We start from the raw sequence: 21,780 nt of genomic DNA, 5'->3' as shown, positions 1-21,780 counted from the left end.
TTAATTCTGGTGAAAGTTTCTTGTTCTACCCACTGTAATTCGGGTATTTCCCGGTTTTGATTAGCTACATCGAGGATTTCGATCATGGCAACTGGTACCGTTAAGTGGTTCAACGACACTAAAGGCTTCGGCTTCATTTCTCCTGACGACAATGGCGACGACCTGTTCGCACATTTCTCTGAAATTCAGTCTGAAGGTTTCAAATCTCTGCAGGACGGCCAGAAGGTTTCCTTCGACGTCACTCAGGGTAAAAAAGGCCTTCAGGCTTCTAACATCAAAGTTGTTTAAGTTAATTCTTAAACCATGAGATGTTAACAATTAGCGCTTAGCGTTGATTGATCGTAAAGCCCCGCCAAGCGCGGGGCTTTTTGTTGCCCGTCATTTAGAGAGTGCTCTAAGCCGCGATATTGACGCCACTATGGCTATTCTTATATTCTTTTTTGTTCTTTAAGTGTTTCTAAAAATAACTTTTTAGAATATGCGGTTGGCGTCACAATAGCCCATGCTTGTGGATTAAGAATGGGGTGGGTATGTCGCTGGATGCATGGATTGCGGTAGCAGTGGTGGTTACGATCTTTCCGCTCATGGCTTTTTCACGCCTCGGGCCCGACATTATTTTGCTGGGTGCGGTTATCGTGCTGATGACGCTGGGAGTCATTGATCCTCAGCAGGCGTTAGGCGGCTTTTCCAATAGCGGTTTATTCACCGTCGCGTTTATGTACGTGCTGGTGGCTAGCATTCGTGAAACCGGTGGGATTGATCTCATTATTCGCTATGTGTTGGGGCGCCCTGCGAGCGAAAGAGGCGCCCTGACGCGCCTGCTATTACCCGTGGCGATGCTCAGTGGTTTTGTCAATAATACCCCGGTAGTGGCTACCTATATCCCCGCGGTGATGAGCTGGAGCCGGCGGCTGCGTTTATCTCCACAGCGGCTGCTCATGCCGCTCAGCTTTGCTTCTATCCTGGGTGGCACCATTACCCTGTTCGGCACCAGTACTAACTTGGTCGTGCATGGACTGTTACTTGACCGTTATCCCGAGCGCGGCATGGGCCTTTTAGATCTCGCTTGGGTCGGGATTCCCGTGGCCATAGCGGGCCTAGTCTATCTGATTGCACTAGGGCCGCGGTTGCTACCGGCGCGTTCCGGGGTGGCCAGTGCGTTTGCCAATCCGCGTGAGTTCACGATTGAAATGGAGGTAGACCCAGCTGGTGTACTGGTCGACCGTAGCGTGGAGGAAGCCGGGCTGCGCCATCTACAGGAGCTGTTCCTGGTGGAGATTGAGCGTGCAGGCAATATTGTCAGCGTTGTCGGGCCTGGGGAGCAGCTTAAAGGTGGCGACCGTCTAGTGTTTGCCGGAACCAGCGATGCAGCGGTAGAGCTCCAGCAAATCCGTGGCCTCATTCCTTCTCGAGACGACACTTCCAGTTTAGAGAAAGAGTTTAAAGAGCGCCGTTTGGTCGAGGCCGTTGTGTCTGACCAGTGCCAGTTTATTGGCCAGCGTATTCGCGATGGACGGTTTAGAACGCTGTATGGCGCAGCGGTGCTGGCGATATGCCGTGGCGGTGAGCGGGTAAAAGGGAATTTAGGTCAAGTGCGCTTGCAGTCAGCGGATGTGCTGCTGCTAGAAGCACGCCCACCGTTTATTGAACGTCATCGTCAGTCCAGAGACTTTTTGCTGATAAGCGAGCTTAATGGGTCAGCACGGCCGATCCATGAAAAGGCGCCGCTTGCGTGGGGGATCTTACTGGGTGCCGTGGTGCTTGCAGCGCTGGGCGTGCTTAGCATGCTCAATGCCGCCATGTTAGGGGCTGCGCTAGTGCTACTCACCGGCTGTTGTTCGGTGGGAGCGGCTAAGCGAGGCCTTGATACCCAGGTGCTGCTAACTATTGCCGCCTCGTTTGGCGTCGGGGCCGCGCTACAAAGCTCCGGTGCGGCGGAAGTGATTGCCGGTGGTTTGCTGGCGCTAGTGGCGGGTAATCCTCTACTCTTGCTGATAGGGACCTACTGTGTCGTAGCGCTTCTCACAGAGCTAGTCACTAACAACGCTGCGGCAGTGATTATTTTCCCGGTCGTGATGAGCGCTGCAGAAAGTTTAGGCGTTAGTCCGATGCCTTACGTCGTGGCCGTTATGTTTGCTGCCTCGGCCAGTTTCTTAACGCCTATCGGCTATCAAACGAACTTGATGGTGTATGGCCCCGGCGGCTATCGGGTGAGTGACTTTCTACGCTTAGGCAGTGGTTTAAATGTCTTAACCGGTGCGATAGCGCTGGTGTTGATTCCTCAGGTATGGCCTTTTTAAAATAGCTTTTGGCGGTGTCTTGGCTCCTTTAGGCGCGCCACTACTCGCGGTTAGCACTGGTTTGCGCTAGGGTTGCTTTTTTTGCACAAGGAATGAGAGTCGATGACTGATCCTGGCGAACTGATTATTGAGCCGAAAAACGGTCAACCTGCCGATGCGTGTGTCTTTATTATTCACGGTTTAGGTGCTGACGGGCACGATTTTGAGCCGCTAGTGCCCGCGTTAGCACTGCATAAAAACTCGCAGGTTCGTTTTATCATGCCCCATGCGCCGCGCCTGGCCGTGACGATTAATGGCGGCATGGTGATGCCCGCGTGGTATGACATTCTCGCCATGGATTTGGGGCGTCGGGTGGATAAAAGCCAGCTCAAAAAATCGGCTGAGCGATTACAGGGGCTGATGCAAGAGCAAATTGATCAAGGAATCGATAGTCGGCGCATTATTGTGGCGGGTTTTTCGCAAGGCGGCGCCGTTGCCTACGAAGCCGCGCTCACTTTTCCCGCGCCCTTGGGCGGCTTGTTAGCGATGTCGACCTATTTTGCCACTGCCGACAATATCGTTCTGAGCGATGCAAATCGACAAATGCCTATTGAAGTACAGCACGGTAACTTTGATCCTATCGTGCCCGAAAGCCTGGGGCGCAGCGGCGTAGACCGCCTGAAAGAGATGGGTTACACGGTCAATTACCGCCAGTACCCAATGGCCCACGCGCTCTGTCCACAGCAGGTTAATGACATCGGCAAATGGCTGGGCACACGTCTAAGCTAGCATTCGCCTAAGCTAGCATTTGCCTAAACTCAGCGCCTATTCGTGCCCGATGCAAGGACGTAGCGAAAACGAATGATAGCTTCCATTGATGTGGTAGAAGTAGCGCTAGCGCTGTGCCTTACGGGGACGGCGCTGGTTTGCTTGTTTGATCGCCATCTTCTGCGCGCCTGCCGCTTCTTTGTGGCTTTTGCTATCGCTATGGCATTGGCATGGTGGCAACTAGGTGCCATTTGGTTAGCAAGCGCAGAGCTACTGCTAGGAGCAGTGCTGACAGGGCTCTGCTGTTTTTATGCTCTTGGCCACGTTGGGTCTAGCGGCTCATCTGTTTTAGCGCACGATCATTTTAGCGAGCCGTGGACACGAATTGCCATGCGAGTGGTGTTAGCGCTGGTTTGGTTTGTCATGGTCGCTGTGGCGATTGGCTATGTACTAACCGATATGCAGCACTCGCCTGCTGAACATCCGCTTTTGTTGGCTGGGGTGGTGATTGCTGCCAGCGCCATGGCCTCCTTTGCACTACACCGTCATCTGTTAAGACGTTTGCTGGCGTTTAATCTACTCGGTTCTGGCGTATTTATGTTGCTTGCCGGCGTGGCGGGTACTACTCCGACTGCCCAGGTTTTAATCAGCGTGGGGCTGCTAGTGGCGGCGCTTGGGTCGATGCTCGGTGTCTTGCTGATAAGACAGCTTTTACATTTGCAAGGCGTTAATGCCTTGGACCACGACAGCGGGCCCAAAGAGAGTGCGACATGATCTGGCGCTTTGGTCTCTTCGATAGCACCTTTACGCCGCTTGCCACAACCCACTGGGCGCTGTTGACGGTGCTTTGCCTACCGCTGTTAATGGGGCTGTTGGCGGCATTATTCCCCCCTAAACGAGCATGGCCCGTGCTACTTGCCAGCGCGCCGATAGTGGCGGCTGGTTTAATGCTGCTGTTCGCCTTTAACGATGCGGGGCTACTGCGCTGGCAGTGGGCGGTGGCGGATATCCAACTGTCGCTGCGTTTGAACGGGCTCAGCGTACTGCTGCTATTAACGACCCAGTGGATTGGCGTTGCCGCAGCGCTATATACGCCGGGCTATTTGCGCTTAAGCGACCCCGGCCCGATGGCACGCTGGCTTTGGCCGCTGATGGGGACGTTGATAAGCGCGCTTTCATTAATGTGGCTAGCCACTGATCTACTCACCCTCTATGTTGCGTTGGAGCTGATGGGCTTGGCGGCGGTCGGCATGCTGCTGCTATCGGGGAAAGCGCCTGCCCTTAAGGCGGGGATGCGCTATTTGCTGCTAGCGCTGGTGGGGTCATTGGCTTATCTGCTGGGCGTTGCTTTGATTCTAGGTCACTGGGGCCGGTTAGATTTACAGGGTTTAGCCGAGATAATCGAGCCCGGCCCCGTGGCATGGTTCGCGGCGGCGCTGATGGGCGCCGGGCTTGCGTTGAAAGCTGCGCTGTTTCCGCTGCATGCCTGGCTGTCGCCTGTCCATGAAAATGCCTGGACGCCGGTGAGCGCATTGCATGCCGGGCTGGTGATCAAAGCTTCACTTTTTATGCTGGTGCTGCTGTGGAGCATTCTACTGCCGGATGCTTTCTATGCATCGCGTGTTATTGCCTGGCTAGGCATGCTGGCGATTGTATGGGGTGGCCTATTAGCATGGCGAACCGACTCACTGAAAACGTTGGTCGCCTCATCAACCGTCGCGCAGCTGGGTTATTTGATGGTGATTTTCCCGCTGCTACTGGGAGCAGACGTTGCTCCGCTGCCTCGCGCCTTAGCGTGGGAAGGCTTTTGGCTACAGTTAATGGGGCACGCTTTTGCTAAGGCCGCGATGTTTATGGCTGCCGGCAACCTGATTCTGGCGACCGGTGAAAGTACCTTAAAGGGCCTTGCAGGCACTAGCCGGCGCTTGCCGCTTTCGCTGTTAGTATTTGGCATTGCTTCCATCACGTTAATGGGCCTGCCACCCAGCGCTGGTTTTACCGCAAAATGGCTGCTCTTTGAGGCCATGATTATCACGCAGCAGTGGTGGGCGGTGGCGTCACTGCTTGTCGGTACGTTACTTACCGCTGCCTATATATTCCGCATGTTTCGCTATTCGTTTGACGAGTCGGCACCGCGCCAGCGTTATCAGCCTCTTGCGCCGGGGATGGACTTAATCGCCCTGACGCTGGCGCTAGCCGCTTTCGCACTGGGGCTTTTCGCGCATTATCCATTGGGATTGATGCATGGAGGTGGCGTATGACTGCTGAGTGGCTACCCATCACCGCGTTGGTTATCGCGCTGCTGGTCACCGGGATTATTTTTGTGCTGCCGGAAGAATCCCATCGTCTACGCACCACGATTAATCTGCTGGCGGCGGTCACCAATATTGTTCTGGTCACCTTGATGGTCAGGCGAGTAGCCGCTGGGTATGAAGATATTTTCAGCTTCCAGGTTGTCGGCGGTGTTGATTTCGTATTGCGCACGGATGCGCTTGGGGTGATGTTCGCCGGGTTATCGTCACTGCTTTGGCTGTGTACGACGATTTACGCGATTGGCTACTTGGAAGGGTCTGCCAACCGGAAGCGCTTTTTTGGCTTTTTTAGCCTCTGCGTGGCCAGCACCATCGGCATTGCGCTGGCTGATAACTTGTTTACCTTTTTGATTTTCTACGAAATGTTGACGCTCTCCACGTACCCGCTAGTGGTGCACCGGGGTACGGAGCAAGCGCTCAACGCGGGCCGCGTCTATTTGCGCTATACCCTCACGGCTGGCGTGGTGCTGCTCCTGGGCGCGGTGCTGCTTTATAGCCTGACGGGGGACCAGTCGTTTTCTTCCGAAGCAGGCTTGGGCGATTATTTAAACGATAACCGTGGCTTGCTAACGCTAATATTTGCGCTACTGGTGGGCGGGTTTGCGGTTAAGGCTGCTATGGTGCCGCTGCACGGCTGGCTACCAAGAGCCATGGTTGCGCCAGCGCCGGTGAGTGCGCTGCTGCACGCCGTCGCGGTCGTGAAGGCTGGCGCGTTTGGCATCTTGAGGGTGGTTTATGATCTTTATGGCATTGAGCTTAGCGTGGAGCTTGGTGTCATTACCGCGCTGGCGGTGGCGGCGTCTATTACGATTATTTATGGGTCGTTGAGAGCCATCGCGCAAGAGGAGCTGAAACCACGCTTGGCGTTTTCTACCATCAGCCAAGTTTCCTACGTTATTCTCGGCATCGGCTTATTTGGGCCTTTCGGCACTATTGGCGCGTTAGCGCACTTACTGCACCAGGGTTTAATGAAGGTCACGTTATTCTTCTGTGCGGGTAACTATGCAGAAGAGCTGGGGATTCACCGCATTGACGAGATGGACGGTGCCGGTAAGCGCATGCCGTTAACCAGTATTGCATTCACGATAGGCGCGCTAGGAATGATCGGCCTCCCGCCCTTTGCTGGTTTTATTACCAAGTGGTACCTCGGTATCGGCGCGATCCAGGCTGAAATGTACTGGGTGGTGGCCGTGTTGGTGATCAGCAGCACGCTCAACGCGATGTATTTTTTACCGATTGTGCATCGTCTGTGGTTCCGTTTAGGGCCTTCTCATGGCAAAGGCAGTTGGCCCGACGAACAGCGTTTAGGCCGCTTTGAAACCCATGGCTGGTTGCTTTTACCGATGGTGTTTACCGCGCTGGTGAGCCTCGCTGCTGGTTTGTTGGCAGGCTTGCCGTTTAGTCCGCTGGACTGGGCAACCCGCGTCGCAAACGGGGAGTACTTGCTATGATGACGCTGCTGCTGGCGCTGTCACTGCTATGGCCGCTGTGCGTCGCCGGGTGTTCAGCTTGGCACGCCTATCGCACACCAAGCTCACGGCGCGACTATTTTTCCCTGCTGTGGGTGAGCGCTGCTTGGCCTGCCTTACTGTTAGCGTACGGTGGCGAAGCGCAGTGGACTATCGATGCCTGGATGCTGGGCGGGGAGTGGGCGTTAAACTCGCTCAGCCGCCCATGGCTGGCGTTTACCGCGCTGCTGTGGAGTTTAGCAGCCGTGCACGCGCGAGGTTATTTTGCGGCGGAGCAGAAGCAGGCTCAGGCGGGCGATCAAGATGCTCAGCGTCGCCTGCAGCGTTTGTCACTGCTGTGGCCAATGACCTTATTAGGCAACGTGTTATTGGTTGTCGCCCAGGATATTGCCAGCTTCTATTTAGGCTTTGCGCTGATGACGTTTGCCGCTTATGCCCTCGTAGTGCACACCGGTACACAAGAGGCGCGGCTGGGGGCGCGGGTATATTTAATACTGGCCGTGGTCGGCGAAGGCCTTATTTTAGCCGGCTTTTTATGGGCCGCCGGTGAGGCCGACACGCTAACGCTGCAAGGCGTGCGTGAGGGAATGTTAATCGCAGAGCAGGGCGCATGGATGGCCGCCTTGCTGTGCTTAGGCTTCGGGGTAAAAGCCGGCGTTATCGGATTGCACGTATGGCTGCCGTTGGCGCATCCTGTAGCGCCCGCACCGGCCAGTGCGGTGCTTAGCGGGGTGATGATTAAAGCCGGCCTGCTTGGCTGGATAAGCGTGCTGCCGCTGGGTCATGACGAGGTATCTGGTGCCTTAGCCCAGTTTGGCCACGTTATGCTGATAGCCGGGTTGGCAGCCGCCTTTGCCGCTGCGCTTTACGGTGTGTTTCAGCGCCATCCAAAAGCCGTGCTAGCGTATTCAAGTATTAGTCAAATGGGCATGATGACCGCGCTGGTGGCAATGGGGCTAGTGGCGCCGGATGTTTGGCCACTGCTGTGGCCGGGCTTGGTGCTGTTTGCCGCTCATCACGCGCTGGCCAAAGGCAGTCTATTTATGGGCACCAGTATTAGTGAGCACCTGCCACGCTGGCCGTTGCCTCTGGTGTGGGCGTTGATGGCGCTGCCGGGCATATCGCTGGCTGGTGCTATTGGCGCAGGTATGATCAGCAAATGGGGCGTCAAAAGCCCGCTTTATGAGATGCATCATGAATCGTTAATTAAGCTGCTGAGTTGGGCCGCCGTTGGCACCGCGGCGCTAGTCAGTGTTGCGCTTTGGCGCCAGTGGCAGCAGCGCGAGCAAGGCGGCAGCAATCCGTGGCAGTGGGGTGCTTGGCTTGCAGGCATTATGGCGGCGCTCGTAACGCCGCTGTGGTTACCGCTACCTACGGGCAGTATTGAAATGCCGCCTCTTAGAGAGTGGTTGGGGATTATATGGCCATTTCCGGCAGGTGTTCTGCTCGCTGTAGTGGGCTGGCTATTAACTCGCTCCTTTAAGGGTAAATCGCCCCCCGCAGGTGATCTATGGTGGCTGTATGCCTTTATAGCCAACGCTGCGCTAGTGCCTATACGTTTGATAGGCCACGCCTGTGGCAAGATTAAAGCGGCCAGCGTGACTGCCGCGCAAAGTATGGAAAAGAGATTCATGGTTTCTTTATCACGCGGATTGGCCGGGGAGAGCTGGTTGCGGCATCATTCAAGTGGTTTGATGATGGTGCTTGCCGCAGTGCTTGCGGCGCTACTTATGTGGGAAGGCCAAGGATGATGAGAATGCCGCAACCGTGTTGGGCTTTGACGCGCTATGAGTAATCTTGAGCGTGGCCGGCATGCCGAGGTGCCGGGCGAGATTCCCGCTCGTGGCTGGCATGATATTGTCTGGCGAGTAGTGCGCGCCGCGCGGCGGGACCGCATTACTATGCTGGCGGCCGGTGTCGCTTTTTACGCATTGCTCGCATTGTTTCCCACTATTGCCGCGGTTATTTCGCTCTGGGGGCTGCTGTTTGACCCCTATGAGGCGGGCCAGCAGCTGTACGAAATTAGCCGTTTTATGCCACCCGATGCGGCCAAGTTAATTGATCAGCAGGCCCAGAAGGTAGTGGAAAGTGCTGAATCAAGTAACGTGATGGCCACGCTAGTCGGTCTATTGATTGCCATGTTTGTTGCCTCAAAAAGCGTGGCGGTATTAGTGATTGGATTAAACGTGGTGTATGGGGAAACGGAAAAACGCTCACTATTTCATCGCAGCACGGTGTTGGTGTCGCTGACGTTTGGTTTGATTATTATGACCTTGGTATCACTGGGTTTTATCGCCATCGTACCCATGCTGGTTGATGCGCTAGCCATTGATCCACCCCTGGATAAGCTGCTGAAATGGTTACGTTGGCCTGCGCTCTTAGTGCTAATGAGCGTGCTGATCGCGTTACTTTATCGTTTCGCACCCTATCGGCGTTCAGCGCAGTGGCGGTGGTTAAGCTATGGAACGCTACTCGCCACTTTTATGTGGCTATTAGGTTCTGGCGGGCTTTCGCTGTACGTACGCTATTTCGCAACCTTTAGTGAGCTCTATGGATCACTGGGGGCCGTCATAGCGTTAATGATATGGTTTTGGCTCTCTGCCTTCGTGGTGCTGTTTGGCGCAGAAGTGAACAGTGAAATGGAGCGTCAGACTTACCGCGATACAACTGTCGGTTATCCGCGCCCTCTTGGCGAACGCGAGGCGTTTGCCGCAGATACTATTGGCAGCCCTCAGCCGTGGCGGGCATCAGACGCTGAGTAGCCGATTCAGCCCTCGTGCGCATGGCTTCTTGGATCAGCTTTCTTGGTTAACGTTACTTGGCTACATCATCCCTCACCCGGTCCCAGCGTGAGGGATGGTGTTTAACAATCGCTAGTCTTATAACAGCTCTTCAGCGGCAAGTGCTAAGCGAGAACGTTCAACGCTTTTCAAGGTGATATGGCCGGCATGAGGCCAGTCTCTAAAACGCTCAACGACGGCCGCCATGCCGCAGGTATTGGCGGTTAGGTAGGGGGTGTCGATCTGACCAACGTTGCCCAGGCAGACAATCTTGGTATTGCGCCCCGCCCGTGTCACCAGCGATTTTAGCTGTTTGGGGGTAAAATTTTGCGCCTCATCAATGATTAGAAACGTGTCATTTAAGGTGCGGCCGCGCATAAAGCTTGGCGAGCGAATTTGTACGCGTGAGCCAATCAGTTGGCGAGTAGCACCATTATCCCAGCTGGACTCTCCCTCCTCATTGCGCAGCAGGTTATCCATGTTGTCGTGGAAAGCCCCCATCCACGGTGACATTTTCTCCTCTTCGGTACCGGGTAGAAAGCCGATGTCTTCCCCCATAGGGATCGGCGCGCGGGTAAATACAATGCGCTCAAATAGCTTGGCATCCAACGTTTGTTGAAAGGCGGCCGCCAGCGTCATAAACGTCTTACCGGTACCGGCGTTACCGGCCACCGTCACCAGGTCAATATCCGGGTCCATCAGCAAGTTTAAGGTGAAGTTTTGCCGGCTGTCATGTGCATGAACGCCCCACACGCCGGCATGATGGCGGTAGTTGGTCAGTAGCTGAAGGCGGGCTGTGGAGGGGCCCAGTTCGCGAACGATCGCCTCGAACTCTGCGCCATTCTCACTATCCGACACCAGCATGCCAACGTGCCAATGCCGGGGCATCACACCATTGAGCTGATAGAACGTGTGATGACCAACGCGCTCGACGGTGACATCGACATTGAGGCCTTCCCATAGCGTGGCGCCATCTTGCCCTGCTGAGGCATAGACTTGCGCGCCTTCAATCATGGCATCGCTATCAGAGAACGCGCGGTCGTTTAGATAATCCTCAACCGGTACCTTTAGCGCGGCGGCTTTAACGCGCAGGTTGATATCTTTGGTGATCAGAATCACCGAGGCATCGGGGCGTTCATCGCGCAGGCGGCAGGTCTCCGCCAATATGCGGTTATCGGGGCTGTCATCAATGGCGTCGAGGAGTTTTAAATCGTTGTAGCATAAAAAGTGCAGGCGACCTGATTCGCCGCTAATTCGGGGGATTGGAATACCGAGCTGAATTTCATCAAAGGTGACTTGGCTAGTAAGGTCAGAAAGCGTACGGCTAATTTGGCGGGCCGTGCGGGCGATTTCACGAATACCGTTTTTGTGCTTATCCAGTTCCTCCAGAACTGTCATCGGGATAACAACATCGTGCTCATCGAAGTGATAGAGCGCGGCAGGATCATGAATGAGGACATTAGTGTCCAGCACGTACAGCCGAGTGGCTTTCTTATCGAGTCGTACCATCGGTGGAATCACTCCTTGGTTGACGGCAACTTCGACACTGGCAGGTGCGTATTACGCCCAGATGACACTTGCCTGTGTCCCTCACATGGCGTGTCCTGGCATCTCCTTCGTTTTTTAATGGCTGAGCACTTTGTAATAGCGTGGAAGGCTTTGGCATTTTTTGCCAATTAAATTATTTCAACGCTGTGTCAGTCTGCTTGAGCAGCGGTTAAGAAAACTCGGATTGGCGCAGCGTGGCTAAAAAGTGTGCCACCTTGTTCAGCAGCGCTGCGGCCACTACGCCACGGTTATCGCTTTCTACATAGCGATAATGGTGGCTGTCTAAGACGAGATCATGATTGAGCGTACATAAAGTGCCTGCCTCCAGGGCACTTTTGACCAGCGGATAAGGGAGTAGCGCCCAGCCGGTGGCATTAATCACAGCGTCGCGTATGACTTCAAACATGGTGAGCCCAAGATAATTGCCTGAAAACAGCGCCTCGCTGATCAGTTTGTCGTCTTGTACGTGGGTTAAGCACACCTGCGTGTACTGGGCTAAGTCATCGCGATTGACGCTAGGAAGGCGGCTGAGAGGATGCTGCGGCGCGGCCACCAAACGCATCGTGACCGGGGCAAGGTTGGCCGCGTTAGCATCAATGCCTTCAGCGGTGTAAAGGCCAAAAGCGATATCTACCGTTTGGCGCTGTACAAACTGGGCATGTTCCTGGGGAGGCACCAGATATACCGATATCGCCGTTAGCGGGAACTGCTGCTTTAAATCATGCATTACTTGGCGCCAAAAGGCCTCTGGCAGGGCATCGTCACGCGCAATGCCGAGCTGGCTTTCAACACCCTGCAGATGCTGGTGGCAGTGCTTTTTGATCCTGCTGGCGCTGGTTAATAGGCGGTAGCAGTCGGGCAGTACGCTGTCTCCAACGGCGCTAAGCGTTAAGCTATTACCTGAACGCTCAAAGAGCGCCACGCCGAGGCTGTCTTCCAAGGCATTGACCGCGGCGCTCAGCGTACTTCGCTTTACTCCCGTGTGTCGGGCCGCAGCGGCAAAAGATCCATGTTCGGTAACATCAACAAAGGCCTGCACCTGTTCAGCACGCATAATCGTCTCGTTTAAAGGTGTTAGCGCCAATAAAGCTAGCGCTGAGCGATTGGTTATTCATACAGCCTCCTTCTATTATGGCGCAAAATTTGCCCAATGTGATGGAGTTATCCGCGTGACCCCCTTTGTAGCCGAGCGCCGTGCGCTAAGATTTTCAGCCGTTTCAGCCAGCCTCTTTGCATCCACTGGCCTTGTTTTAGGGATCGCCAGTGGCTCGATAACGATTCTTTTTGACAGCGGCTATTCCTTACTAAGCCTATTGCTAGCATCGCTATCGCTCTATGCGCTTCACCAAGCGCGTAAGCCTGCTGATGATCACTACCCCTTTGGGCGGCTAACGGTTGAGCCGCTAGCGGTGCTGCTCAAAGGCGTAGTGATCGCCATGGTATGTGTCGTGTCGCTTGTGTCAGCACTTTGGAGCCTATCGGCAGGAGGGCGGTTAGTGACGCTAGATTTAGCCTTAATGTTTGGCGTGGTCAACGTGACCGGCTGCTTGTTGACCTGGTGGTGGCTGGCCCGCTATGCCCGCGTGGCACGCTCGTCGCTGCTAGCCGCGGAATTGCGTCAGTGGCAGATGGATACTTGGTTAAGTGCTGCAGTGATGCTGGGCTTTGTGCTCACTTGGGGGCTAATGCAAACGCCATGGGCGAGCTACGCACGCTTTGCCGATCCGATCATGGTGCTGGTGATTGCAGGCTACTTCCTACCGATGCCAATTCGCATGGTGAAAGGCGCTCTACGTGAGCTGATGTTCGGTGTGCCGAGTAACTGCGTGCGTCGCGATGTCATGAAAGACGTTGCTGATTTTGATGTCACCGATGACGATGTGCGCCTGGCACAGGTAGGCAGTTTCTTGATGGTAGACATCCAGCTCGATAAGCAGCAGTTTCACGATGCCCAGGAAATAGTTGATAGCGTGGAGCAACGCTGCAAGCGATTAAATCTGCGCCCAATCACCAGTCTTACCCTGATTGCCGGCTAAGCGGCGTTAAAAAAGATTGACGTTATTTGTACAGCGGTGCTATTTAGCGCTACCGACAAAAAGTGTCGGGCTAATGATCGCTACGTTGAGGGTTGTAATAACATGCCATTGTGCCGCTGTTTACCCGCACTGCTGCTGACTATTCTGGTCGCTGGCTGTGCAAGCTCTACCATTGCTCCCCGCTATACTTCCGATAACCCAGACGTGATGCGTATTGGCGGAGAACGTCCGGCTAATCGCGATACAAGCGTTGAAAGTGCCGGTTCTTTCTGCTTGGAAACGGCCGAGCGCTGGAACGAGCACGGACGTACGCCCGATGGGCAAACCCTTTGGGCGAAAGACATCATGCGTAAAGTAGTGTCTTGTCAGTAAGCGCTGATATTTTAACTGTATAAACACTAACGCCAGCTTTGTTAAGCTGGCGTTAGTGTTTCAGTTCCTAGCAAAAAAAGAGAGCGACATGACGCCGGCGATTAATAGCGCAAAACATGCAGGGGTTGCCTTCCAAGTTCATGAGTATCATCACGATGTTGCCGCGCAATCCTATGGTTTAGAAGCCGCTGAAAAGCTGGGTGTGTCTGCCGAGCAGGTTTTTAAAACGTTAGTTGTGAAGTTGGATGGCAAGCAGCTGGCAGTCGGCATCGTGCCTGTTACGGGGCAGCTAAGCTTAAAGAAAATTGCCAAAGCGGCCGACGTTAAAAAAGCCGTCATGGCCTCGCCAGAAGAAGTAGAGCGCACCACAGGCTATGTGTTGGGCGGGGTGAGCCCGCTAGGCCAGAAAAAGCGCCTAGTCACGTTTGTGGATTCGTCAGCTGAAGCATTCGCTACTGTGTATGTCAGCGCGGGCCGACGAGGGCTTGAAATTGAACTGACGCCGAGAGACCTGGCCACCCTGAGTGAGGCCACTTTTGTATCCCTGGCAACGTGATGGCGGCGCAGATCGAGGCACTTTCTGGTATGGTGCGGTAACGTTTGTGTGCGTCGACTGCCCTCCAGAGGGCGCGCACTGTATTTATGATGGCCGCACACCTGTGGCCCAAGCAAGGTAATATCGTGTCTGACTCTTCTTTCTCCTCGTTAGCGTTGCCGAAAGCTTTGCTGAGCAACCTTGCATCTCTTGGCTACCATGAAATGTCGCCGGTGCAGGCGCAAAGCCTGCCGCCGATGCTGGCCGGGCGCGATGTGCTAGCGCAGGCGAAAACGGGTTCAGGTAAGACGGCGGCATTCGGTTTGGCGCTGCTGGCGGCGTTGAAAGTAGAAAGCTTTGCTGTGCAGGGGTTAGTGCTGTGCCCAACCCGTGAGCTCGCTGACCAAGTGGCAGAAGAGCTACGTCGGTTGGCCCGCGGTATGGCTAATGTGAAAGTGCTGACGCTTTGTGGTGGTGCGCCGTTCGGTCCCCAGCTTGGCTCTTTAGAACACGGTGCGCACATCGTGGTGGGTACGCCGGGGCGCATTGATGAGCATTTGCGCAAAGGCTCGCTGACGCTGGATTCCCTTGCCATGCTGGTGCTGGATGAAGCGGACCGGATGTTGGATATGGGTTTCCAGGCAACCATCGACGACATCATTGCCGACACGCCCGCGTCGCGCCAAACGCTGCTATTTAGCGCGACGTTCCCGGACGAACAGGCGTCCGGCGGCTTAACCGAGATGACCCGTGGCATTATGCGCGAACCGGTGACGGTGAAAATCGCCGAGGTGCACGATGCGCGCACGATTCATCAGCATTTTTATACGGTGGCAAATGAAGAGGCGCGATTTGATGCGCTTCGCCAGCTGCTGCTGACCTATCGACCCACCACCAGCGTTGTGTTTTGCAATACCAAGCGCGAGACTCAGGCAGTGGCTGAGCAGTTGACGGACGCCGGGTTTAGCGCGGTCGCTCTCAACGGTGATTTAGAGCAAAAAGACCGTGACCGCATACTGATTTTGTTTGCCAATCAAAGTGCTTCTATCCTGGTGGCCACTGACGTGGCCGCTCGTGGCTTAGACATTGCACAGCTGGACGCCGTATTTAACTACCAAATTGCTCGTGAGCTTGATGTGCATGTGCATCGAGTTGGGCGCACCGGGCGCGCCGGCGCCAGCGGCATTGCCTGCACGCTGGTGACTCCGAAAGAAAGCTATCGATTGGAAAAGCTGGAAGTGTTGCTGCAGCAACCGCTTGCCACTGAGCCACTCCCAAAACCTCAGCTGTCGGTGCCGTTTGAGCCGCTGATGGCGACGCTGCAGCTAGCCGGTGGCAAGAAAGATAAGCTTCGCCCTGGCGATATTCTGGGCGCGCTGACCAGTGAGGGTGGGCTGCGCGGTGATCAAGTGGGTAAAATTAAAGTGCTCGCCCGCAGTGCCTATGTCGCGGTTGAGCGCAATGTGATTCAACAAGCTCAGGCCAAGCTTGAGCGTGATAAATTAAAAGGGCGGGCTTTCCGCGTTCGTCGTATTCGTTATTGAGCCAATAATCACTGAACGTAGATGGCAACGATACAGAGAGTAAAGAGGAGCCGACGCAGCTAACCATGAAAATCCCTAAACGATTACAGCCGCTGGTCGATGATGGAATGATCGATGAGGTGCTGGTGCAGTTAATGAGCGGCAAAGAGGCGCAGGTTTACGTGGTGCGCTGCGGTGACGATGTGCGCTGTGCGAAAGTGTTTAAAGAGGCCAAACAGCGTAGCTTTAAACAGGCGGTACAGTACCAAGAAGGGCGTAAAGAGCGTAACAGCCGCCGCTCAAGAGCGATGGCGAAGAAAACACGTTACGGTCAGAAAGAGCAGGAACAGGCATGGCTTAACGCGGAAGTTGACGCGCTTTATCGCCTGGCGTCAGCGGGCGTGCGCGTACCCGAGCCCCACGGCTTTGTAGACGGTGTACTGCTGATGGAAATGATCAGCGATGCCGACGGTAACGTGGCCCCGCGCTTAGATGAAGTCACGCTGACTCCAGAGCAGGCCGAAACCTACTACGCCAAGGTTATTCAAGATGTAGTACGCATGCTGTGTGCGGGCTTAATTCATGGCGACTTGTCGGAATTTAACGTGCTAGTGGATGCCACCGGCCCGGTGATTATCGATTTGCCTCAAGCCGTTGACGCCGCCAGTAACAACAGTGCCGCTGCCATGCTTTATCGCGATGTCGATAATATGCGCAACTATTTTGGTCAGTATGCCCCCGCGCTACTGAATACCCATTATGGCAAAGAGATGTGGGCGCTGTATGAATCAGGCGAGCTGCATCCCGATAGCAAGCTGACCGGCCACTTTGATTTCGATAATCACATTGCCAACGTGGATGAATTGATGGAAGTGATAGACGATGCCAAAGAGGAAGAGGCCGAGCGTCAAGAACGTATGCGTGATGACGATGATGACGAGTATTGAGCGATCATATTTACAGAGCTAAGACGTAACAGAGCGAAGACGTAGAAGTGGGCAGCCCTATAAGGCTGCCCAGCGTTTTCAGGCCAGAATGTTAATAGGCGCTGTGTCCTACGCTAGCTCATGAATTTTGCGATGATTATTGAGCGTCATCACCACGGCATCAGCTGCTTCCTTTCCTTTGGCGCGGAAGTGGGAGTGGAAAAAGTCGTGGTGGGTGGCGTGCTCATGAAAATGATGCGGCGTTAGCACAACAGAAAGAATTGGTATTTCAGTTTCCAGCTGCGCGTGCATCATGCCTTCGACTACGGCTTGAGCGACGAAGTCGTGGCGGTAGATACCCCCATCAATAACAAATCCCGCGCCTACGATGGCCGCGTAGCGCTTCGTTTTGGCTAATAGTTTTGCCTGCAGCGGAATTTCATAAGCGCCTGCGACTTGGAAGGTCTCTACTTGCTCTGCGGCAAAACCATGCTGGCTCGACAGCTGAGCAATAAATGCGTCTCGGGCTTGGCTGACGATATCGTGATGCCAGGAGGCTTCGATAAAGGCAATGCGAGGTGATGAAGAAACGCGGGTCTGATTCATGGTTATCCTTTTGGATTGTTTACCAGAATCAGGGCATTAGGAATCCAACGGCACACGTCCAGGCCTATTAAAAATAGGCACTGTCATACGCACAGCATGGAAACCTTCTCTTTTATCCGGACTATGACCGTCGGCTCCGGAATCTCACCGAATCTGCTGACCTCAGCCACTAAAAGCGATTAGCTGGCTGAGCGCTCGTGGGCTTATCCGCAATGACGATTGAAGCGGCTTTACCACCGGTGGGGACTTGCACCCCGCCCTGAGAAAGTTTGCCATTAATGGCAGCTGCTTATTATACGCGTGCTGCAGGGTGTGTGTAGATGGCATCGCCAAAAATTACGTTTTGCATCCGCTTATGCGGGCGTAAAAGGGAGGTTCACGCGCGATCCTGAAGCCCAAAATGGCCTTGTCGGTGGTAAACTGGCGGTTACGCTTAGCAGGTTAATGATTGCGTAGCGATGAGTAACGTTTTGGAACCAAGGGAGTTGGCGTGAAGGATATCCAGATAAATGCAGGGAGCGTCAAAGGGCTGGCAGTATCGTTAGCGGTTGGCGCGGTCGGCGGCACCGCCTTTCAACTGACAGGGCTACCCCTAGCCTGGATGCTGGGCCCGCTGATTGCCAATTTACTGGTCTCATCTCAAGGTGTGAAAGTCGCAGTACCTGAGCCGGTCCGCAATATTTTCTTAGCTATCATGGGCATGGTGCTAGGCAGCCAAGTAACGCCGCAGTTGGCGCATCGGGTGGTCGATTGGCCAGTGTCCGCTGGGCTACTGCTATTGGGAGTCGCGGCGTCTACGGCAGTCGCGGCCGCCTGGTATCGCCGCTGTGGATTTGATCCTGTCAGTGCGTGGTTTGGAGCTGCCCCCGGCGCTATGACGGCGATGATACTATTGGGTGAAAAATGCGGTGGCGACCCTCAGCGTATCGCGGTGGCGCAGTCGCTGCGTATCATCCTGGTTATTCTGTTTTTACCGCCACTGTTTTGGGCCTCTGGCGATGGTGGGGAGGGCATTGGCCCCGTCCAGAGCGGCTTAGAACATGGCTGGATGCTGTTGACGATACCGCTTGTGCTGCCACTAGGTCGCTTTTTACGAATCCCTAGTTCAGCGCTGCTGGCACCGCTATTAATGGCAGCTCTATTGTCCGGTTTTGATATAGCCAGCCTCGTGTTACCGGGCTGGGGGATGAATGTCATGCTCTGGGTGCTGGGCAGTGCTATTGGCTCGCGCTTTCAAGGCATGACGCGCAAGCTGCTCGGGCGCTATTTGTGGCAGTCGGGCATCGCAACCCTGCTCGCATTAGCCGTACTGGCATTGTTTGCCGAGCTGATTCATCAAATATTGGGTGTGGGGCGCGACGTGGCGCTGTTGGCGCTGGCGCCCGGGGGAATTGGTGAAATGGCGATTTTGGCCGTCGCGCTCAACATTGACCCGGTGTTCGTTGCTTTCCACCATCTGCTGCGAATGGTGACCCTAATGATCATTGCACCCTTTTGGGCGCGCTGGTTAATGCGCAGACCCGCTTCTTATGACACCAATAAGACACGCTAATAAATAACGATTCCAAAGACCGTTAAAATCAACGTCAGTAACGTAAGGAAGACTCATGCTATCGCGTGTTTTAAAACCGCTATTTCGCTACTTCGAAACGCGGATTAATCCCTATCCTGAAGGCGACGTTAAAACACCGCCCAAGGGCTTAATGCCCTTTATTGTGCATTTTTCGCGCCCCATGCTGCCGCTGCTGCTGCTCATGACACTGTTTACGGCGCTGGTGTCGGGTGCCGAAGTGGTTTTTTTCAGCTACATGGGCCAGCTCGTGGATTGGCTGGGTAACGTTGAACGAGCGGGCTTTTGGGCCGAAAATGGCCTATGGCTGGCAGGCTTGGGGCTTGTAATGCTGGTCGGTTTGCCGCTGCTCGTGCTGCTGCAGTCGCTGGTGACTCATCAAAGTATTTTCGGGAATTATCCGATGATTGGCCGCTGGCTTTCGCATCGCCATATGCTTAGCCAAAGCCTAGCGTTTTATCAGGATGAGTTTTCTGGGCGGGTGTCGCAAAAAGTCATGCAAACAGCGCTGGCGATCCGTGAAACGGTCACGAAGGTGATGGGCCTGTTGGTCTATGCCATTGTGTATTTCACCGGCGCCGCCTTTTTGCTCGGGCGGGCAGACCTTTTGCTGCTGATACCGCTTGGCCTTTGGCTAGTCGGCTACTTAGCGATTATGCGTTTTTTCGTGCCCCGCCTGCGCGACGTTTCGATGGCTCAGGCCGATGCTCGCGCGCAAATGACCGGCCGTGTGGTCGACAGCTACAGCAATATTCAAACCATCAAACTGTTTGCCGACACTCAGCGCGAGCAGCGCTACGCGCGTGATGCGATGGAAGGCTTTATGGTGACGGTGCATGATCAAATGCGACTGGTCACGATTATGAGTGTCGGGCTGACGCTGCTGAACACAGCACTTTTGGTGGGCACGGCGGCCATGGCTATTAGTGCCTGGTACATGGAAGCTATTTCCCTGGGGGTGCTGACGATCGCGATTGCGCTGGTGATGCGTATTCGCTTTATGTCTGATTGGATTTTATGGGAAGTGGCGGGGCTGTTTGAAAATATCGGCACCGTACAAGATGGCATGAATACTATCGCCCAGGAACCAACGGTGCGCGACGCGCCTGATGCACCGTTATTAGTAGTCCCCCAAGGTGAGATTCGCTTTGAAGCGATGCGGTTTGGCTACGACCAAGCTAAAGGTGAAAGTAAAACCGTGTTTGATGGGCTAAATCTCACCATTGCTCCGGGCGAAAAAATTGGCTTGATTGGTCGCTCCGGCGCGGGTAAGTCAACGCTTGCTAACCTGCTGCTGCGTTTTTATGACGTACAGAGTGGTCGCATTTTGATTGATGGGCAGGATATTGCCCAAGTAACCCAGACGTCTTTGCGCCATCAGATTGGCATGGTGACACAGGACACCTCGCTGCTACACCGCTCGCTGCGCGACAATATTCGCTACGGCAGTCCGCAGGCTAACGATGAAGATGTTTGGAACGCGGTATGCCGCGCCCATGCCGATTCCTTTATTGATCAGCTGGTCGATCCGAAAGGGCGTCGAGGGTTAGATGCCCACGTGGGTGAGCGGGGCGTTAAGCTGTCAGGAGGCCAGCGTCAGCGGATTGCTATTGCCCGCGTGCTGCTTAAAAATGCGCCGATTCTGGTCCTCGACGAGGCAACCTCTGCATTGGACTCAGAAGTGGAGGCCGCCATTCAAGAGCAGCTGGATACGCTGATGGAAGGTAAAACGGTCATTGCCATTGCCCATCGCCTTTCCACGATTGCCATGCTTGATCGATTGATCGTCGTGGATGAAGGGCGCATTGTCGAAACCGGCACGCATCAGGAACTCCTGGAGAAAGGCGGCATCTATGCAAGCTTATGGCAACGTCAGTCCGGTGGCTTTTTAGGTCTAGACGTGTCGGAAAGTGATGCGCCTTAACGTGTGCTTTACATCAAATCACTAGCAGCGAGCGCTGCAAGGGAGGTAGACGATGCAAGTCATTACACTGCAGCATCCAGGTGGGCTAGAGAACCTTAACGTACAACAGATGGATGCGCCCGATGAGCCGATGGCCGGTGAGATTCGCGTGCGCCTGCACGCAAGCTCGCTGAATTTTCATGACTACGCGGTTGTCGCTGGCATGATTCCCACCGAAGATCAGCGTATTCCCATGTCGGATGGTGCGGGCGTTGTTGAGGCGGTCGGCGAGGGCGTGACGGAGTTTGCCGTGGGCGATCACGTTGTGTCTACCTTCTTTCCTCACTGGCTGGAAGGCCCCGCGCGAGTCGGCGATTTCCGTACGACGCCAGGCGATGGCGTGGACGGCTATGCGCGAGAGCAGGTTGTACGCCCCTTTGAGTGGTTCACTCACCAGCCTAAGGGCTATAGCCATGCTGAATCGGCTACCTTGACCACCGCAGGTTTAACCGCTTGGCGGGCATTGGTGGTCGATGGCAATATCAAAGCGGGTGATAGCGTTCTGGTGCTTGGTACCGGCGGCGTATCAATCTTTGCCCTGCAGTTCGCGCGCATGATGGGCGCGCGGGTCATCGCCACTTCATCGTCTAGCGAAAAACTGGCACGGCTGAAGGAAATGGGCTCTGAACACACTATCAACTATAAAGAGACACCTGACTGGGGTAAGCGCGTTAAAGAGCTCACCGACGGGGAAGGCGTTGACCATATCGTTGAAGTGGGTGGTCCCGGTACGCTGTCTCAGTCGATCGATGCGGTAAAAATTGGAGGCAAGATTGCGCTGATTGGCATTTTGACCGGCCGTGAAGGTGAGGTGCCGACCGCCAAGTTAATGGCCAAGCAAGCCAATCTTAAAGGGCTGATAGTAGGCAGTCGTCGGCATCAAATTGAGATGGTTCGTGCGCTGGAAGCCCTGGATATGCATCCTGTGATTGATCGCGAGTTTCCGCTGGCTGACATCGCTGACGCCTTTCGACATCAGGCATCAGGAAAACACTTTGGGAAAATTTGCCTGACGTTTTAAGATATTCTGATGTTTTAAGACATGCTGATGCTTCAAAACATTAAGGCTCGCTGAGATCCTGCACGCCTTGCT

At 54.6% G+C, this 21,780-nt stretch carries 19 protein-coding genes and 1 riboswitch; of the genes, 16 read left to right on the top strand and 3 right to left on the bottom strand.

The window, feature by feature from the left end; genetic code table 11:
- The first annotated feature begins 84 nt into the window (after positions 1-84).
- The 8 genes from ACT3TR_RS10785 to ACT3TR_RS10750 all read left to right on the top strand — a co-directional run bounded on the left by ACT3TR_RS10785 (position 85) and on the right by ACT3TR_RS10750 (position 9,590).
- On the top strand, positions 85-288 hold the full coding sequence (locus ACT3TR_RS10785; RefSeq protein ID WP_008958127.1) for a cold-shock protein: 204 nt from the start codon (positions 85-87) through the stop codon (positions 286-288).
- A gap of 242 nt (positions 289-530) precedes the next feature.
- Positions 531-2,300 carry an SLC13 family permease gene (locus tag ACT3TR_RS10780; RefSeq protein ID WP_444625217.1) on the top strand — a complete coding sequence of 590 codons (1,770 nt, stop codon included), beginning with the start codon at positions 531-533 and terminating at the stop codon, positions 2,298-2,300.
- 102 nt (positions 2,301-2,402) lie between these two features.
- The gene (locus ACT3TR_RS10775; RefSeq protein ID WP_096278661.1) at positions 2,403-3,068 is read left to right on the top strand and encodes an alpha/beta hydrolase; all 666 of its coding nucleotides are present in this window, start codon (positions 2,403-2,405) and stop codon (positions 3,066-3,068) included.
- A 72-nt stretch (positions 3,069-3,140) separates the two neighbouring features.
- The gene (locus tag ACT3TR_RS10770) at positions 3,141-3,821 is read left to right on the top strand and encodes a hypothetical protein (RefSeq protein ID WP_096278663.1); all 681 of its coding nucleotides are present in this window, start codon (positions 3,141-3,143) and stop codon (positions 3,819-3,821) included.
- Positions 3,818-5,308 carry a complex I subunit 5 family protein gene (locus ACT3TR_RS10765; RefSeq protein WP_444625218.1) on the top strand — a complete coding sequence of 497 codons (1,491 nt, stop codon included), beginning with the start codon at positions 3,818-3,820 and terminating at the stop codon, positions 5,306-5,308. Before ACT3TR_RS10770 ends, ACT3TR_RS10765 begins: the two co-directional genes overlap by 4 nt.
- Positions 5,305-6,810, top strand: coding sequence for a complex I subunit 5 family protein (locus tag ACT3TR_RS10760; RefSeq protein WP_444625219.1), 1,506 nt, complete (start codon positions 5,305-5,307; stop codon positions 6,808-6,810). Before ACT3TR_RS10765 ends, ACT3TR_RS10760 begins: the two co-directional genes overlap by 4 nt.
- On the top strand, positions 6,807-8,579 hold the full coding sequence (locus ACT3TR_RS10755; RefSeq protein ID WP_444625220.1) for a complex I subunit 5 family protein: 1,773 nt from the start codon (positions 6,807-6,809) through the stop codon (positions 8,577-8,579). The genes ACT3TR_RS10760 and ACT3TR_RS10755 overlap by 4 nt, the downstream gene beginning before the upstream one ends.
- Before the next feature lie 36 nt (positions 8,580-8,615).
- Complete coding sequence (locus tag ACT3TR_RS10750; protein ID WP_096278671.1) at positions 8,616-9,590, top strand: YihY/virulence factor BrkB family protein; 975 nt, start codon at positions 8,616-8,618, stop codon at positions 9,588-9,590.
- A gap of 117 nt (positions 9,591-9,707) precedes the next feature.
- On the opposite strand, the gene ACT3TR_RS10745 is transcribed toward ACT3TR_RS10750, so the two are convergent.
- Both ACT3TR_RS10745 and ACT3TR_RS10740 read right to left on the bottom strand, forming a co-directional pair.
- Entirely contained in the window at positions 9,708-11,117 is a 1,410-nt protein-coding gene (locus tag ACT3TR_RS10745) for a PhoH family protein (protein WP_096278673.1), read from the bottom strand.
- 208 nt (positions 11,118-11,325) lie between these two features.
- Entirely contained in the window at positions 11,326-12,210 is an 885-nt protein-coding gene (locus ACT3TR_RS10740) for a LysR family transcriptional regulator (RefSeq protein ID WP_096278675.1), read from the bottom strand.
- A 115-nt stretch (positions 12,211-12,325) separates the two neighbouring features.
- Here ACT3TR_RS10740 and ACT3TR_RS10735 point away from each other — a divergent pair, with 115 nt between their 5' ends.
- The 5 genes from ACT3TR_RS10735 (at position 12,326) to ACT3TR_RS10715 (ending at position 16,569) form a co-directional block, all read left to right on the top strand.
- Entirely contained in the window at positions 12,326-13,192 is an 867-nt protein-coding gene (locus ACT3TR_RS10735; RefSeq protein ID WP_444625221.1) for a cation diffusion facilitator family transporter, read from the top strand.
- Between the two features lie 102 nt (positions 13,193-13,294).
- Positions 13,295-13,564, top strand: a complete 270-nt coding sequence (locus tag ACT3TR_RS10730) for a hypothetical protein (RefSeq protein ID WP_444625222.1) — start codon at positions 13,295-13,297, stop codon at positions 13,562-13,564.
- Positions 13,565-13,652: 88 nt separating this feature from the next.
- A complete protein-coding gene (ybaK, locus tag ACT3TR_RS10725) occupies positions 13,653-14,120 on the top strand; it encodes a Cys-tRNA(Pro) deacylase (RefSeq protein ID WP_096278681.1) in 468 nt (155 codons plus the stop codon).
- Positions 14,121-14,209: 89 nt separating this feature from the next.
- Positions 14,210-15,643, top strand: coding sequence for an ATP-dependent RNA helicase DbpA (dbpA, locus tag ACT3TR_RS10720; RefSeq protein ID WP_444625394.1), 1,434 nt, complete (start codon positions 14,210-14,212; stop codon positions 15,641-15,643).
- A gap of 65 nt (positions 15,644-15,708) precedes the next feature.
- Complete coding sequence (locus ACT3TR_RS10715) at positions 15,709-16,569, top strand: PA4780 family RIO1-like protein kinase (protein ID WP_096278683.1); 861 nt, start codon at positions 15,709-15,711, stop codon at positions 16,567-16,569.
- Between the two features lie 108 nt (positions 16,570-16,677).
- Here ACT3TR_RS10715 and ACT3TR_RS10710 read toward each other — a convergent pair whose 3' ends face one another.
- A complete protein-coding gene (locus tag ACT3TR_RS10710) occupies positions 16,678-17,154 on the bottom strand; it encodes a 6,7-dimethyl-8-ribityllumazine synthase (RefSeq protein ID WP_444625223.1) in 477 nt (158 codons plus the stop codon).
- Positions 17,155-17,254: 100 nt separating this feature from the next.
- Positions 17,255-17,425: riboswitch (FMN riboswitch) on the bottom strand.
- 219 nt (positions 17,426-17,644) lie between these two features.
- On the opposite strand from ACT3TR_RS10710, the gene ACT3TR_RS10705 reads away from it, so the two are divergent.
- From ACT3TR_RS10705 to ACT3TR_RS10695, 3 genes are read left to right on the top strand one after another with little or no spacing between them, the layout of a single operon-like run.
- Positions 17,645-18,706: an AbrB family transcriptional regulator gene (locus tag ACT3TR_RS10705; protein WP_444625224.1), complete on the top strand. Its 1,062-nt coding sequence runs from the start codon at positions 17,645-17,647 to the stop codon at positions 18,704-18,706.
- Positions 18,707-18,761: 55 nt separating this feature from the next.
- Positions 18,762-20,648, top strand: a complete 1,887-nt coding sequence (locus ACT3TR_RS10700; RefSeq protein WP_444625225.1) for an ABC transporter ATP-binding protein — start codon at positions 18,762-18,764, stop codon at positions 20,646-20,648.
- Positions 20,649-20,700: 52 nt separating this feature from the next.
- A complete protein-coding gene (locus ACT3TR_RS10695; protein WP_444625226.1) occupies positions 20,701-21,708 on the top strand; it encodes a zinc-dependent alcohol dehydrogenase family protein in 1,008 nt (335 codons plus the stop codon).
- The last annotated feature ends 72 nt before the right edge of the window (positions 21,709-21,780 follow it).

Origin of the sequence: Halomonas sp. AOP12-B1-6 (assembly GCF_052379225.1) — a bacterium.
Classification (GTDB): domain Bacteria; phylum Pseudomonadota; class Gammaproteobacteria; order Pseudomonadales; family Halomonadaceae; genus Vreelandella; species Vreelandella casei.
The sequence above is the reverse complement of the archived record's forward strand: the minus strand, read 5'-3'. Positions and strand labels throughout refer to the sequence as shown.